Below are 16,013 nucleotides of genomic sequence, written 5' to 3'. Positions count from 1 at the left end.
AAAATCTGCAGTTTAATGTTTTAATTATTTACTCAAATACATCGATTTCTCTTTGTACAAATGCCTGAAGTATGGATCCTGCAGGTTAGGGATAAAGCGGATAGCCTCACCTGTCGATTTCATTTCAGGGCCCAGTTCTTTGGATACTTCCGGGAATTTATCGTATGAGAATACCGGTTCTTTGATAGCATAGCCCCAAAGCTTGCGCTCAATGGTAAAGTCGCTCAGTTTATTTACACCTAACATTACTTTAGCAGCAATGTTAATGTAAGGTACGTCATAAGCTTTGGCAATGAACGGCACCGTACGTGATGCGCGCGGGTTAGCTTCAATCACATAAACTTTATCATCCTTAACAGCAAACTGGATGTTAAGCAAGCCGCGCACGTTTAGCGCTTTGGCAATCTTTTTAGTATATTCTTCAATCTGGCTGATCACGTTGTCTGACAGGTCGAAAGGAGGCAATACAGCATATGAGTCGCCCGAGTGGATCCCGGCAGGCTCAATGTGCTCCATCATGCCTACAATGTGCACATCCTCGCCATCACTGATCGAATCAGACTCGGCTTCCGCAGCACGGTCAAGGAAGTGGTCAATCAGTACTCGGTTGCCAGGCAGGTTGCGCAGCAGGCTTACAACGGCTTTCTCCAGGTCTTCATCGTTAATCACAATGCTCATGCCCTGGCCGCCTAATACGTAGCTTGGCCTTACCAGTACAGGATAGCCAACCTTGTGGGCCACTTCAAGCGCTTCTTCGGCACTCTCGGCAACACCGTATTTAGGGTACGGAATATCGAGGTCCTTCAACAGGTCGGAGAAACGGCCGCGGTCTTCGGCAATATCCATATCATTGAATGATGTGCCGATAATGCGGATACCGTGCTCGTGCATTTTTTCAGCCATTTTAAGGGCAGTTTGACCACCCAGCTGAACAATTACACCGTAAGGTTTTTCAAGATCGATGATCTCGCGTACATGCTCCCAGTAAACCGGCTCAAAGTACAGCTTATCGGCCATATTAAAGTCGGTTGAAACTGTTTCAGGGTTACAGTTAATCATGATGGCTTCAAAACCGGCTTCCTTGGCGGCAAGCAGGCCGTGCACACAGCTATAATCAAACTCAATCCCCTGGCCTATGCGGTTAGGGCCCGAGCCCAATACGATGATCTTTTTCCTGTCGGATGATACCGATTCGTTCTCACCTTCGTAAGTTGAGTAGTAGTACGGAGTTTTTGCAGGGAACTCAGCAGCGCAGGTATCAACCATTTTGTAAACGCGGGTCATGCCCAGGGCTTTGCGGCGCTGGTAAACATCTTCCTCGGTCACGTTGCCCAAAATGTGGGCAATCTGCACGTCCGAAAATCCTTTTTGTTTAAGGGTGAAGAAAAACTCTTCAGGAATATTATTGAGACTGTAGCGGCGCAGTTCGGCTTCAAGATTGATCAGCTCCTGGATCTGGTTCAGGAACCAGCGGTCGATCTTGGTTGCCTTACGGATAGACTCGATTGGCACACCCAGGCTCATGGCATCATAAATGTGGAACAACCTGTCCCAGCTCGGATGTTCCAGGCTATGCATGATCTCTTCCAGGTTACGGCTCTGGCGACCGTCGGCACCTAAGCCGGCGCGGCCAATTTCCAGGCTCTGACAAGCTTTTTGCAGCGCTTCAATGAAGCTGCGGCCAATGCCCATCACCTCGCCTACCGATTTCATTTGCAGGCCAAGTTCTTTATTAGCGCCTTTGAACTTATCAAAGTTCCAGCGCGGTATTTTCACGATCACATAATCCAGAGTAGGCTCAAAGTAAGCCGAAGTTGTTTTGGTGATCTGGTTTTCAATTTCGTCGAGGTTATAACCAATTGCAAGCTTAGCGGCAATTTTAGCGATAGGGTAACCTGTAGCTTTTGACGCAAGCGCTGATGAACGCGATACACGCGGGTTGATTTCGATAGCGATGATTGATTCATCGGCAGGGTTTACCGAAAACTGTACGTTACAGCCGCCTGCAAAGTTACCGATGGCGCGCATCATTTTAATAGCCTGGTTACGCATTTCCTGGTAGCAGCGATCGCTCAGGGTCATGGCAGGGGCTACAGTGATCGAGTCGCCGGTGTGGATCCCCATCGGGTCGAAGTTTTCGATAGAGCAGATGATGATCACGTTATCATTGCTGTCACGTAATAACTCCAGCTCGTATTCCTTCCAGCCCAACACGGCTTGTTCAACCAAAACCTCGTGAGTTGGTGATGCCTGCAGGCCACGGCTTAAAGCGGCGTCAAATTCTTCTTTTTTGTGTACAAAGCCTGCGCCTTTACCACCTAAGGTATAACTTGGGCGGATAACCAGCGGAAAACCGATTTCCTGCGCTGCTTCTTTACCTTCCAGAAACGAATTGGCAATTTTTGATTTTGCCACACCTACGCCAATGTCAACCATCAGCTGGCGGAAAGCTTCGCGGTTCTCCGTTTTTTCGATAGCAGCAATATCAACCCCAACAATCTTAACACCAAACTTTTCCCAAATTCCGCGTTCGGCTGCCTCAATACAAAGGTTAAGCGCGGTTTGGCCGCCCATGGTAGGCAATACGGCGTCAATTTTTTGCTCGGTTAAAATTTTCTCGATGCTTTCGCAGGTTAGCGGCAACAGGTACACATGGTCACCAATAACTTTATCCGTCATGATGGTGGCCGGATTGCTGTTAATGATAGAAACGGTAATACCTTCGTCTTTAAGGGAGAGAGCGGCTTGGGAGCCTGCGTAATCAAATTCGCAAGCCTGGCCAATAATGATTGGGCCTGAGCCGATAATCAGAACGGATTTGATGGAGGTGTCTTTGGGCATAGGGCTTTTTTTAAATTCAAAAGTTCTAAGTCAAAAGTTAAAGGCTGTTAGGCCTTTAAACGGTTTTTCCTATGCGCTGAAAGCCAAGAAGTCCCGACTTCAGCGTCGGGGTGCAAAGATAGAGTTTTAACAAACACCATTTATGTTTTTTTTCAGATTTAATATTGCAGTAATCCCACCCAGCTTTATTTAAGTTTTAAGGCACTTTTTTATAAAACAATAAGCCTGCTACTTTCGTAAAATCTCACTATATTTACTTACAGCCACCACTGTAAAAATCCCAATTAAACCTGTAATTGCGCCAATCCGCAAATACTTTATATATTTATAAAACTATGATAAAGAAGCCCGTTTTCCCTTTGCTTGCGGCTATTTTATTTCTTGGCAGCTGCGCCATGCTGCAATCAGTTGTTAAATCAACCTTTCCGTATACCGCCACTATGGTAATCCCGGCATCGGCCAAAGTTGATGAACCCCAAACCGCCTTAAGCATTGGCAACAGTTATGACCAGGATTTTACTAAAGACGGTAATAACGCCGGTAAAATAAGTGAAGTAAGGATCGTATCGGCCAAGCTGGAATCAAAGGACCCTTCAGATTACAACATCGGCAATATCTCTTCATTACGGGTATATATGGGTAAAAGTGATGGCAGCGATGAAGTGATGGTAGCTATCCGGAAAGATATTGTACCAACTTCGGGCAACAGCATCACACTTGATCTCGACAATTCGCACTTTTTGGATGAGCTGGTCCGCCAGCCCAGCGTGCGCATCCGTATGGTTTACCGCCTGCGTAAAGCGGCAGCAACTGATGTAAGCCTGAAAGTATCGTTAGGGATAGGTTCATACCCGGCAAATTAACCGGGTATTTTTCAAAGATCTATTTAATCAGTTTGTTATCTGAATCGGGGAAGATCAAAATAGGTTCGTAGTTACGGGCTTCCTCTGTCTCCATGTATGCGTACGACATGATGATCACGATATCGCCTACCTGTGCCAGACGGGCCGTAGCGCCGTTAAGGCATACGGTGCCTGTTCCGCGCTCCCCTTTGATAACATAGGTTTCAAAGCGGGCGCCGTTATTGTTGTTTACTATCTGAACCTTTTCGTTGGGGATGATATTTGCAGCCTCAATTAAGTCTTCATCAATAGTGATACTGCCCACATAGTTCAACTCGGCCTGCGTTACCTTAACCCGGTGAATTTTGGACTTTAATATTTCAATTATCATGGCGCAAAGTTAGGAATAAATTTAGTCGATAGTCCATAGCCGATAGTCCATAGATTGTAAAAGATTTTTCCTCAAAAATCAGCCCATAGCCAATTACTGATAGCCGACAGCATATCAAGCATACCAGCGAATTATCGGCCATGGTCTATGGACTATCGACTATTAACTACCCAATCAACACATTATCAATCAATCTTGTTTTACCTACACGGGCCGCAACGAGGGCAACAATGGTTTCGGATGCAGGGGTGGCCGGGTGCAGTGTTTTGCCATCGGCTATTTCAAAATATTCCAGTTCAACACCTGGCTCGCTGCTTACCATTTGAGCGGCCTGTTGTTGCAGGGTGTCAATTTTATTAATGTCGAAATTTTCTTTAACCCAGTTAAGTGTTTTGGAAAGAATAAGCGAATGTTCCCTATCGTACGGGCTGAGATGGATGTTCCTTGAGCTCATGGCCAGGCCGTCGGGTTCACGCTCAATGGGGCACATCACCAGCTTAACAGACATCTCTAATGCCTCCACCATTTTGCTGATCACCAGGACCTGCTGATAATCTTTCTGCCCAAAAAAGGCGATGTCGGGCTTAATAATATTGAACAGTTTATACACTACCTGTGTTACGCCCTGGTAATGTCCCGGCCTGAATTTTCCTTCCAGCAAATGTTCCAGGTTCCCGAGTTCAAAATGCCATTTCTCATTATCATCATACATCTCGGTAACCTGCGGATTGAACAAAATATCACAGCCGGCAGCTTCCAGCAGGCGGATATCCTCGTTTATAGGCCGGGGGTATTTTTCCAGATCTTTTGGGTCATTAAACTGGGTGGGGTTTACAAAAATACTGCAAACCACCTGGGTGCTTTGCTGTTTTGCCAGTTCAATAAGTCCCAGATGCCCTTTATGCAGTGCGCCCATGGTGGCCACATAGCCAATTACCTTTACCGGCTTACGGTTAAAGTAATCCGTTATCTCTTTTTTGGTGGTGAATATTTTCAATGCAACAGGTATTACAAAATCTGGCAAAGGTGTACAATTGATTAAAATAAACCAAAAGTTACTTGCATAATTCGTTGGCAGTTTATATAATATTAGTTATATTTGCAAACTCAAATTTTTTGACTTCTTTACATTTTAAATACTGATTTAGTGATGGGTAAATCTAAGCTTTTGTTTATAACTCATGAAATGTCCCCTTTCCTTGAACTCACAAAAATTGCTGAAATAACACGCCAACTTCCGCAGGCCATGCAGGAGAAAGGTTACGAGATCCGTATCCTTATGCCGCGTTTTGGCAATATTAACGAGCGCAGGAACAGGCTCCATGAGGTGATCCGGTTATCGGGTATGAATATTATCATCGATGATAATGATAACCCGCTGATCATCAAAGTAGCATCTATCCCGGCGGCGCGTATGCAGGTGTATTTTTTGGATAATGAAGAATATTTTCAGCGTAAACATGTATTTGCAGACAAAGAAGGTAAATTTTACGCCGACAATGACGAGCGCATGATTTTCTTTTGCAAAGGCGCATTGGAAACTGTTAAAAAATTAGGTTGGGCACCGGATGTGATCCATTGCCACGGCTGGATGAGCGCATTAGTGCCGGCTTATCTTAAAACAACCTACAAAGACGATCCTACATTTAAACACTCAAAAATCATTTACTCAATTTATGAAAATGATTTTAAGGAGAAATTACACGATGACTTTGCTACAAAAGCCATCATGAGCAACATGAACGAGCAACACGTTGAGCCTTACAAACAAGGCACTAATTCAGCGCTGTATGCCGGTGCAATTCAGTATTCAGACGGTATTGTTTTAGGTAGCCCTGATATTGATGCTGATGTGTTAAATAATGTTAAAAACAGCAATAAATCGGTTTTAGAATTTGATTCTACCGCAGATTTCGAAAATTATTACAATTTTTACGACGAAATTACCAACGACGAATTGGTGCATGTTGCATAAGACTTAATATTATATATGAAATTTTTCCGATTAGACTTATTGACCCTGTTAATAAGTCTTTTTATTTTGAACAGTTGTAAACGCCAGGATGGTATTGGTTTGGGGATCAATGATCAAAACGAGATCAACGGCAGCCTGATAGTTGATACCAACATTGTTATTAACACTGTTGCAGAAGATACAGCGGCTACATCCGGCCAGGCCAGGACACCGCTTGCCAATTTTGTCGACCCTGTATTCGGCACAACCAAAAGTATTGTTGCCATAGGCGTTAACCTTCCAAATGGTGCTGCGTACTCGGTTCCTGCAGGTACCCTGACAATCGACTCGGCTATACTTGTATTGAAGTATGCCGACGGTTTTTATGGCGATTCGCTGGCTTCCCGCTATAAATTAAATGTTTATCAGCTTCAAAAAAAGATAGAAAGTAAAACCTACTACAGCAACAACCACTGGGATGCCGATCTGAGCGCTTTGCTTGGCTCCAAAACCTTTACAGCCCGTACACATGACAGTATCACTATAGACCGCATCCGTGCCGACTCGACCGATACCGTTCAGCGTGTGGCACCTCAGTTACGTGTACCACTTAGTAAAGCTTTTATTTATAATAACCTGTTTAACGCAAGCGGAACAATACTGGCATCGCCTTCAACCTTCCAAAGTACAGTAAAAGGGTTATACCTTTCGTTAGAAAGAGGACAGGCCAGCGACGCAGGCGGTATCATACAGCTTGATCTTAATACATCAGAAATTGACGTTTTTTATAAAGTTGTTACAACGGCCTCAACCAATACCATCGATACGGCATCGGTAATTTTGCCGTTCTTTAACCGTGCAGCCGAGGTTACGCATACCTATAGTACTACTATCCAGGCTGCTCTGAATAATACAACAACATCACAAAATACGGTTTACCTTCAGGGACTTGCAGGCTTAAGGGCCAAGCTGAGCTTCCCCGGCCTGGAAAAGCTTGTTGACTCAACAGTAGTATTAAACCGTGCCGAAATTGTTATAACCCCACGTGCGGGTTCAGGTGTACCTTATGCGCCTTTACCTAAGCTAACCATGTACAAACTGGATATAGCCAAACAAAGGACATTGATACAGGATGCAAATGCAAGCGATCCGCGTTCACAAACCAGCTTGTTTGGCGGCCGTTATAACCGTACCACTAAAGAATATCACTTCCTGGTTACTGCATTTGTACAGGACCTGATCCGTAAAAAAACAATTGATTATGGTACTTATATTGCCCCGGTTGATACCACCCTTGTTAATACAACAACAGGTATTGATGTGGCCCCGTCAACACAAACAGCGGCCCGTGCAGTAATAGTGGGCAGCGACAAAAACACGCCGGGTTACAGTATCCGCATGAATATCATTTACACCAAGATCCGCAAGTAAGATATCTCTTATATAAACAAAAGAATCCCCGCTTAGGGGATTTTTTTGTTTAAGGCAATTACACTTCTTAAAATACTTTTTTAAGTATTTTAAAACTTCTTCTTTTTCGTAAAAAATCAAAATAATTATTGCCGATATGTGTTATATAGCTGTTTATTTTGCGGCGTTTAACATTTATACTTGATTATTTTATGTGTGGAATTGTTGGTTATATAGGATTTAGGGATGCATATCCCATCGTTATAAAAGGGCTGCACAGGCTCGAATACCGGGGCTATGACAGCGCCGGCGTTGCCCTGCTTGATCAGGACCTTAAAGTTTATAAAAAGGCCGGCAAAGTTGAGGATCTTGAAAAGTTTGTGAAGGATATTGACCTGAAGGGGACAATTGGCATGGGCCATACCCGCTGGGCAACTCATGGCGAGCCAAGCGACCGTAACTCGCACCCCCACTCATCGGGCGACAGGAAGCTTACCATTATCCATAACGGCATTATTGAAAACTATGGGGTTATCAAAGAAACCCTCATTGCCAAAGGCCATGTTTTTAAAAGCGATACCGATACCGAAGTTTTAATACACCTTATTGAGGACATTCAAAAGGCAACGGGCCTGGATTTGAAAGATGCCGTACGTGTGGCTTTAAATAAGGTAATAGGCGCATATGCCATTGTGATTATGAGTGCAGATGAGCCCGACCTGCTTATTGCAGCCCGCAAAGGCAGCCCGATGGTAATTGGTGTTGGCAAAGGCGAGTATTTCATAGCTTCAGATGCTACGCCTATTGTGGAGTATACCAAAAACGTGATCTACCTTAATGACAACGAAATTGCCTATGTACAGCGCGAAAGCCTGCTGGTAAAAAACATCGACAATTCGGTACAAACACCCTATATCCAGGAGCTCGATTTAAAACTTGAAATGCTGGAAAAAGGCGGCTACGATCACTTTATGATGAAAGAGATCTATGAGCAGCCCCGTTCCATCCGCGATTGTCTGCGTGGCCGTATTTACCCCCAGCAGGGCAAAGTTCAGCTGGGTGGTATAAAAGAGTACACTGAGAAGCTTAAAAATGTCGACAGGATCATTATTGTGGCTTGTGGCACGTCATGGCATGCGGGTTTGGTAGGCGAGTATTTAATTGAAGAATATGCCCGTGTACCGGTAGAGGTAGAGTATGCCTCCGAATTCAGGTACCGCAACCCTATTATCACCGAAAAAGACCTCGTGATAGCCATATCCCAATCGGGCGAAACTGCTGATACCATGGCAGCCATTGAGCTGGCTAAAGAAAAAGGCGCTACCATTTTTGGTATTTGCAATGTGGTTGGTGCATCCATCCCGCGTTTAACCCATGCCGGTGTTTATACCCATGCCGGGCCAGAGATTGGTGTTGCATCAACCAAGGCCTTCACCGCACAGGTAAGTGTATTAACATTGATAGCGTTTTATATAGCCCAGCAGCGGGGTAAAATTACCCAAAGCAAAATGGTTGAGTATTTAACCGGTTTAAACGAAATCCCGAACCTGGTGCAGGAAGCCCTGAAATCGAATGATCATATCAAAGAAATTGCAACACGGTTTAAAGATTCGACCAATTGCCTGTTCCTTGGCAGGGGAAGTTCGTTCCCTGTGGCGCTGGAAGGCGCTTTAAAGCTCAAGGAGATCTCTTACATCCATGCCGAGGGATATCCGGCAGCTGAAATGAAACACGGCCCCATCGCCCTGATTGATGATGACATGCCGGTAGTGTTCATCGCCACCAAACATTCATCGTACGAAAAGGTGATCAGCAACATCCAGGAGGTGAAAGCGCGTAAAGGCCACGTAATAGCCATTGTTACCGAAGGCGATACTGAAGTAAAAGGCATGGCCGATTACGTGATAGAGATCCCGCAAACCAACGAAGCGTTTGTACCGCTGGTGGCAACCATCCCGCTGCAGCTGCTGGCCTATCATATTGCCGTTATGCGTGGCTGTAATGTTGATCAGCCCCGTAACCTGGCCAAATCGGTTACTGTTGAATAGGCTTTTAAGAACGGAAATCTATTTTTGCAAACCCCTGCCCGCAACGGCAGGGGTTTTGTTATTTTTGGAAAGAAACAAATACCTGCACCCTATGAGTTTTGAAATCTTTACCCAGGCCGAGTCCTGGATCTCCCTTGTCACACTTACATTGTTAGAAATCGTTTTAGGTATCGATAACATTGTATTTATCTCCATCCTATCCGACAAACTTCCGGCCAGCCAGCAAAGTAAAGGCAGGCGGGTTGGTTTAGGTATGGCCATGATCACCCGCGTCCTGTTACTGCTATCAATCAGCTGGGTAATGACGCTTACTGCCCCCCTGTTTAACCTGAGTTCTGTTTTCAGTATTACCGATGCCGGATGGGTTGAAAAGCTGGCTATCTCCGGCCGCGATCTGATCCTGATCATCGGCGGCCTGTTCCTGATCTACAAAAGCACCGCCGAGATCCATCATAAAATTGAAGGGGAGGAAGAAGGGGAAGGTACAGTAAAGAGGCATTCGTTCTGGGGAACCATAATCCAGATCATGTTATTGGATATCGTTTTCTCGCTCGACTCGGTGATCACTGCCGTTGGGATGGCGAGCCATGTAGAGATCATGATACTGGCAGTGATAATTGCCGTAGGCATTATGATGTGGGCATCAAATGGTGTAGCATCATTTGTAAATAAGCACCCGACAGTAAAAATGCTGGCACTATCATTTTTATTATTGATCGGTGTTTCCCTGCTGGCTGAAGCTTTTGAACAGCATATCCCTAAAGGATATATCTATTTCGCTATGGCATTCTCGGTTTTAGTGGAGATGCTGAATTTAAAAATGAAAGCGAATAAGAGTAAGAAAGTGGTTAAGAAAGGGTAAGCATTAAATAGCACCTGCTTACGTTTGTAATTAACTTAAGCTATAAAAAAACCGTCATTGCGAGGTACGAAGCAATCGCGAACTATACAGGGCGGCTATAAAAAGCGACTCTGTATGTTGGGGATTGCTTCGTCCCTCGCAATGACGGTTTATTAGTTGTTGGCCAATACATTAAGCCAATGACTTAATGACCCAATGATTTAATGACCCATATTATAGGGCAACTGAAACCGCTTTACCGCTATACTTAACCACCTTATCGGCTTTAGCTGTTAAAGCCACATCCGAACCATGAGCACCCTTAACCATCACAATATTAAACGTGCGGTTTTTCAGCTGACCGGGGAAATGTCCTTTAGTATCAGATATGGTAAGCTTGCGCGTTTTATCATTCCAGTTTAACGTAAACGTAGCCGACTGTCCTTTTTCGTAGTTATAGTTATCATTCTCATCCTCATAAAACTTAAATGAGGCATCGGCACCCGGGTAAATACGGAGCTCGATATTGCTGTTTGGCTTTTCGGTTGCGTACTCAACATCTGGCCCCATTGGTATAATTGAACCTGCTTTTACATAAAGCGGCAATATTTCAATAGGAGCAGCGGCGCTGATGGTTTGGCCACCGTCAAGCAGTTCGCCTGTCCAAAAGTTATACCACTTGCTGGCAGCAGGCAGATAAACCTGGCGGGCTTTTGCTTTTTTGTCAGCATCGCTTGAGGTATACAATTGCTCGGTTACCGGGTTAACCATAAAGGCCGGGCCAAACATATACTGATCAGGAATGCCGTAAACTTTGGCGTCGCCACGGTAATCAAAAGCCAGCGAACGCATAATGGTATAGTTATCATTAGTTACACGGCCTGCCAGTGAGTAAATGTATGGCATCAAACGGTAACGGAGCTTATCGAAATTAAGCAGGATCGACCTTGTATTTTCATCCCAGTTTTTGCTGAAGATAGCGCGTTCACCTTTACCGTGAATCCGGAAGATAGGGCAAAAGGTGCCAAACTGGAACCAACGCGTAAACAGCTCGCGCTTATCGGGCTGCGACCAATCGGCAGGTTTCCAGTGGTAATGGTAGCCGCCTATGTCAGATGTCCAATAAGGAATGCCTGATGTACAGGCGTTAATTCCCTGCGGTACCTGGTCTTTAAAATCATGAAAAGTACACTCAATATCACTCGACCAAAGCGTTGAAGCATTACGCTGCTCACCTGCAAACGACTGCCTTACTAAAAAGAAAGCACGCTTACCCGGAATATCCCTGCGCCAGCCTTCGTACACGCCTTTGGTATGCTGTAAAGAATAAGTGTTAAAATAATCAATGCCTTTGCCAATGGCAAAATTGCTTTGACGGCGGGCATCAAGCAGGGCTCCGTTATCCGGCTCGCACTGATCTATCCACCAGGCATCCCAGCCGTAGCGTTTAATGAGGCTGTCACGGGCCTGGTCCCAGTAAAGTTCACGCGCTTTGGGGTTGTGGGCATCGTAATAGGTATCAAAAGTATGGGTAACCACATTATCCCAGGTGATATCCGTTAAACCGCCCATCTTATCCAGTGCATCATAATTAGGCGTACCTTTGCCAAACACCGGCCAGATAGAGATCATGGCATGGATGTTGGCCTTATGTAAAGCGTCAACCAGTTGCTGCGGATGAGGGTAACGCTCTGGCTTCATCACATGCGAACCTATTGGCAATGGGTCCCAGTAATACCAGTCCTGCACAATTACATCCACAGGGATGTGATTATTGCGGTAATTGTCTTTTACGGTCAGGATCTCGTCCTCGCTCAAATACCGGTCCTGTGATTGAAACAAGCCATAAGCCCATTTACCAAACATTGGTGCTTTACCGGTAGCGGTGCGGTACAGGTCGATAATGTGATCAAAGCCGGGTCCGTAGAAAAAGAAGTAATCAACCTGTTTACCGCTTTCGGATACATATTTGAATTTGGTATTATCTGCTTCGGCCCCGTAAAAATTGCTGGCCGAGTAGTTGTCCCACATTAAACCGTAACCTTTGGTTGAGAGCATTACCGGGATAGCACCGGTAAGATATTTAATTGCCAGGTCCTGGTTACGGCCCTTGTAATTGATTGACATAGAATCAAGCGGGTGACAACCTAAGCCAAACAAAGCCTCATCCTTTGGCGAAGTAAACTGCGTGGTAACGTTATAGGTACTGATGCCCGCGATGGTTGCCGGCGTCATCGATTTACTGTCACTGTCTTCTGCAGTAATTACATTACCTTTCAAATCAGTGTAGGTGATAGCGTTGGTGGCTTTATTAACCTTTATCTTCAACTTCGCTGTAGTAATAACTACTTCAGTTTTACCATCAGCAACCTGGTAAGCTGGATGCTGCAGCCATTTATTATTAACCACCAGTGATGGTTTGGTTTCAAAAGCATCAAAAATGGTGTATTTTACTTCGATGAGATCATCCTTACGGATAAGTACTTTCATCAAACCTTTGTCGAGCGTGAAGGTAACGCCATCAACCGCTTTCTTAAAAGATTTGATAGCTGCCATAGCAGGCATAGTTAACATACTTGCTACCAGCAAAATAACTAACACAATCGATTGCGTAACTTTTGCGCTTTTGTGAGATAATTGTTTAAACGTCATGAGTATCACAGATTTAGTCTATATTTAGTGTGAGATTAACACCTATTTTGATGCTGTGAATATAGTGTACTTTTTTTAATTGGGGTAATCTTTTTTGATCAATTCCTAATAGAAATCAATTGGTCTGCCAAAGTAATTAGGTATCGCCATAACAAGGCTGGCCCAAAACTTTGCCGGGCATTAATTGAAATTGGAGATCCCCCTTTAAACCGCAAAAGTCCTATTTAGCTGTTAGGACTTTTGCGGTTTAGGACAAAAGGGGAACTGCAGCCCGTTTTTATAATCAAAGATAAATGACTACTGCTTGGTGAAAGTAGCAGTTGTCCCCGATGAGGTTAATTTTAAGACTTTCTTTGACTGGTCTATAGTTCCTGAATAGCTCTTAACACTATTATCGTCATTAAAAACAAGATCAAAAGTAACTAATGTCTTATCAATTTTACTATTAGTCACGTCACCGCTTCTACCTCCAATAGTTCCCGTACCTCCAAGCTTACCATCCTGCCCATCAAAAGTAAATGAATCGCTGCCGCTCTGCCAGAAACCTATAAGGTCGCCCAAAAGCACAATAACACCACCGCCACCACCACCACTGTCGCTTTTACCACAGGTTGTGGTAGAAAAAGCTGCAATAATGATCAAAATAACATAAAGGGGGTAATTTAATTTTTTCATGATTAAATGCTTAGTTATTAATGATTATTAATTTTTCAACTGGCTTAGGAATTGTTTTACACGTTGCTCTGCTGCTATTAACTGTTCATCAATAGCAGGTACTTGAGTCGCTATCTGCAATTGGATCTCCTTTTTTAGCTTGTCTTTATCCTTATCAGGTATCTGGTTCTGAAAATATTGGTTGATCTGATTTTTAAGGTCATTTAAAGGGACTATTTTATTTTTACCGATACTATAGATCAGCGTATCAGCGATGCCTTCAAAGGCTTTGGAAAGCGACGGATCGTCCCAGTAATCGGTTATTTTCTTTGTGTAAGTAGGATAATTAATGTATAATTTTTCAAATGCCTGGTTAAACCCGTTTTGAGTTTGTGCATATTGCGTGAGCGCGTTAACGTTTACAAAGGCATATACCCCTATAAATTTAAAAGCGATCATTAAACTCTGGGCCTGTAGGATATAGCTTTGCAATGCCCCACTGATCTCGGGATAAAACAGATCAATGCCGTCTTGTCTTTCCCGGGCAATCCTAAGATCTTCATTAGAATAACCCAATTTTTTAAGATTGGCGGCGATAGAATCAATTTTTGTTTGTAATGCCTTCGTTTCGGATTGCCCCTTTTTAGCCGCATCTTTTAATTGCGACAATGATGCCATATAGTTTTTTATTTGTCCGCTTGATTGAAAACTTTCCAAAACGATCTGCGTTAAAAGCGATGGATTTTTAGGTATCAGCACCCGCCCACCTATCGGGTATACAACGATATAACTTTTATCAGATGCTTTAATTTCAACCTGGGTTGTGCTACTACTGATAGCTGCGCTAAATACGCCAGATTCATTAGTCGTTGCCGGGTTTCCGTCAATAGTTATTGTATAATTCTTAACTAAGGCATTATTACTTAATAGCTCGCCTTTGAAAACGGTAGTTTGCCCGTAACCGCCAGGCCCTGCCATACATAAACTTACGATGCAAACGAGCCATTTCATAACTTATTTAACTGAAGGGTAAGCGGTACTTTGGAAGAAAAAACCTGTGTACTGTTAAAACGCAACTTCTTTTCCTTATAAATCCGCACAGGAAGCTCCGTCCCTTCCTTTATCGGCAAGCTTAAACTGAAATTACCCAATTGATCCGCATTGGTTTTGTAAAGCCCATCAGCCAGTACGATCAATACATCAGGTACCGGCTGCCCTTGCACATCTACAACTAAACCGCTCACAGTTAAGGAATCGGCTTGTTTTTTAAGATGAAGTTCAATAACCGTACGCCCATCAATCGGGATATTTACCTGCTGGCTTTGCTGGTAATAACCTGCTACGGAAGGAGTAACTGTTATACTTTTGCCCAGTAAGCTTGCTGGGAGTTCATTAAAGGTTACAACGCCATTTTCGATCCTCGCCGAATCGGGTTTGTTGAAAAGTACCTTAAGCACTCCACCATTTACCAATTCATTTTTACTTTCATCACCAAACACAATGAATTTGACATCAAACGAATCGGCTACAGGAGAAAGCTTCAAACCAAAATAAATGATCAGGCAAAAGATCACTGCCGGCCCGCCAAGGGTTAAAGAGCCATTATGCAATTGGCCGTTATATTTTGCATGCGCTTTTAATGCTCCGAATAAAAAACCTGATGCAATTAATGCGACAAAAACCAACAGAAAAAAATAAACCTGCGGACTTAAGTTAGCGGATCTATTGCTAAAGATCATGAGTGTTACCGCAGCTGCCACGAACAATACAAAGCCCAATCCGGTTATGATAACCCAACTTAAAGGTGAAACAGCTTTATTGGCTTCTACAGGCATGACGGTAACTGGCTGTTTATTATAAAGTTACATATAATTAATTTAGAATAAACAAATTTTTAACCTTGAAGAATTATTATCATTAATCGAGTGGCATTCTCTGTTTGCCCGACGATTATGGAAGGCCTTCAAATTACACAGCATAACTGGTCAAACTGGTGACACTATTTTGTCAGTGTTCAATTTTCTAAAAACCGGTGTTCAACTTTTCTAAATGATATTTTATAAACAATTGATTATCAATGGCAAGATGTTCATTTTGGTTTCAGCAAGTTTTTACGTAATTATAACAGGCTGATTATCAATATCAATATTTCAGGAATAAATCCGAGGTGTTCACACCTATAAAAGTTGAACAGTGCCAGGGAGGGGGGTGGAAAGGGTTCCTGGGGCCCTGTATCTGGAAGAGCAAATAGTATTCAACGCAAAAAGCCTTAGTTGTTGACTAAGGCTTTAGCATTTGTTGCACCATTAAAGGTGATAAAGGTTGGCACCGACCTACTCTCCCACGTTTTACCGCAGTACCATCGGCTCTGGCGGGCTTG

General features: G+C 43.7%; 12 protein-coding genes. 5 read left to right on the top strand and 7 right to left on the bottom strand.

Annotated features, from left to right (window positions below; translation table 11 throughout):
• Positions 1-24 precede the first annotated feature (24 nt).
• A complete protein-coding gene (gene carB / locus ACFFGT_RS19720; protein WP_377024231.1) occupies positions 25-2,841 on the bottom strand; it encodes a carbamoyl-phosphate synthase large subunit in 2,817 nt (938 codons plus the stop codon).
• A 335-nt stretch (positions 2,842-3,176) separates the two neighbouring features.
• On the opposite strand from carB, the gene ACFFGT_RS19715 reads away from it, so the two are divergent.
• Complete coding sequence (locus ACFFGT_RS19715; RefSeq protein WP_377024230.1) at positions 3,177-3,704, top strand: hypothetical protein; 528 nt, start codon at positions 3,177-3,179, stop codon at positions 3,702-3,704.
• Between the two features lie 19 nt (positions 3,705-3,723).
• Here ACFFGT_RS19715 and panD read toward each other — a convergent pair whose 3' ends face one another.
• Together panD and panC are read right to left on the bottom strand one after the other, a co-directional pair.
• Entirely contained in the window at positions 3,724-4,074 is a 351-nt protein-coding gene (gene panD, locus ACFFGT_RS19710) for an aspartate 1-decarboxylase (RefSeq protein ID WP_110587810.1), read from the bottom strand.
• A 166-nt stretch (positions 4,075-4,240) separates the two neighbouring features.
• Positions 4,241-5,098 carry a pantoate--beta-alanine ligase gene (gene panC / locus ACFFGT_RS19705; protein ID WP_377024229.1) on the bottom strand — a complete coding sequence of 286 codons (858 nt, stop codon included), beginning with the start codon at positions 5,096-5,098 and terminating at the stop codon, positions 4,241-4,243.
• A gap of 126 nt (positions 5,099-5,224) precedes the next feature.
• On the opposite strand from panC, the gene ACFFGT_RS19700 reads away from it, so the two are divergent.
• The 4 genes from ACFFGT_RS19700 (at position 5,225) to ACFFGT_RS19685 (ending at position 10,348) form a co-directional block, all read left to right on the top strand.
• The gene (locus tag ACFFGT_RS19700) at positions 5,225-6,049 is read left to right on the top strand and encodes a glycogen/starch synthase (RefSeq protein WP_377024228.1); all 825 of its coding nucleotides are present in this window, start codon (positions 5,225-5,227) and stop codon (positions 6,047-6,049) included.
• A gap of 15 nt (positions 6,050-6,064) precedes the next feature.
• Positions 6,065-7,459 (top strand): DUF4270 domain-containing protein, encoded by a 1,395-nt coding sequence (locus ACFFGT_RS19695; RefSeq protein WP_377024227.1) that lies wholly within the window; start codon positions 6,065-6,067, stop codon positions 7,457-7,459.
• A 191-nt stretch (positions 7,460-7,650) separates the two neighbouring features.
• Positions 7,651-9,486, top strand: a complete 1,836-nt coding sequence (gene glmS, locus ACFFGT_RS19690) for a glutamine--fructose-6-phosphate transaminase (isomerizing) (protein ID WP_377024226.1) — start codon at positions 7,651-7,653, stop codon at positions 9,484-9,486.
• 91 nt (positions 9,487-9,577) lie between these two features.
• Positions 9,578-10,348, top strand: a complete 771-nt coding sequence (locus ACFFGT_RS19685; protein WP_377024225.1) for a TerC family protein — start codon at positions 9,578-9,580, stop codon at positions 10,346-10,348.
• A 213-nt stretch (positions 10,349-10,561) separates the two neighbouring features.
• On the opposite strand, the gene ACFFGT_RS19680 is transcribed toward ACFFGT_RS19685, so the two are convergent.
• The 4 genes from ACFFGT_RS19680 to ACFFGT_RS19665 form a co-directional block, all read right to left on the bottom strand.
• On the bottom strand, positions 10,562-12,883 hold the full coding sequence (locus tag ACFFGT_RS19680) for a glycoside hydrolase family 31 protein (RefSeq protein ID WP_377024224.1): 2,322 nt from the start codon (positions 12,881-12,883) through the stop codon (positions 10,562-10,564).
• Positions 12,884-13,276: 393 nt separating this feature from the next.
• The gene (locus tag ACFFGT_RS19675; RefSeq protein WP_377024223.1) at positions 13,277-13,654 is read right to left on the bottom strand and encodes a hypothetical protein; all 378 of its coding nucleotides are present in this window, start codon (positions 13,652-13,654) and stop codon (positions 13,277-13,279) included.
• A 27-nt stretch (positions 13,655-13,681) separates the two neighbouring features.
• Positions 13,682-14,644 (bottom strand): hypothetical protein, encoded by a 963-nt coding sequence (locus ACFFGT_RS19670; protein WP_377024222.1) that lies wholly within the window; start codon positions 14,642-14,644, stop codon positions 13,682-13,684.
• Complete coding sequence (locus ACFFGT_RS19665; protein ID WP_377024221.1) at positions 14,641-15,468, bottom strand: hypothetical protein; 828 nt, start codon at positions 15,466-15,468, stop codon at positions 14,641-14,643. Before ACFFGT_RS19665 ends, ACFFGT_RS19670 begins: the two co-directional genes overlap by 4 nt.
• Positions 15,469-16,013: the final 545 nt, after the last annotated feature.

It is taken from the genome of Mucilaginibacter angelicae, assembly GCF_042434235.1.
GTDB lineage: Bacteria > Bacteroidota > Bacteroidia > Sphingobacteriales > Sphingobacteriaceae > Mucilaginibacter > Mucilaginibacter angelicae.
The sequence above is the reverse complement of the archived record's forward strand: the minus strand, read 5'-3'. Positions and strand labels throughout refer to the sequence as shown.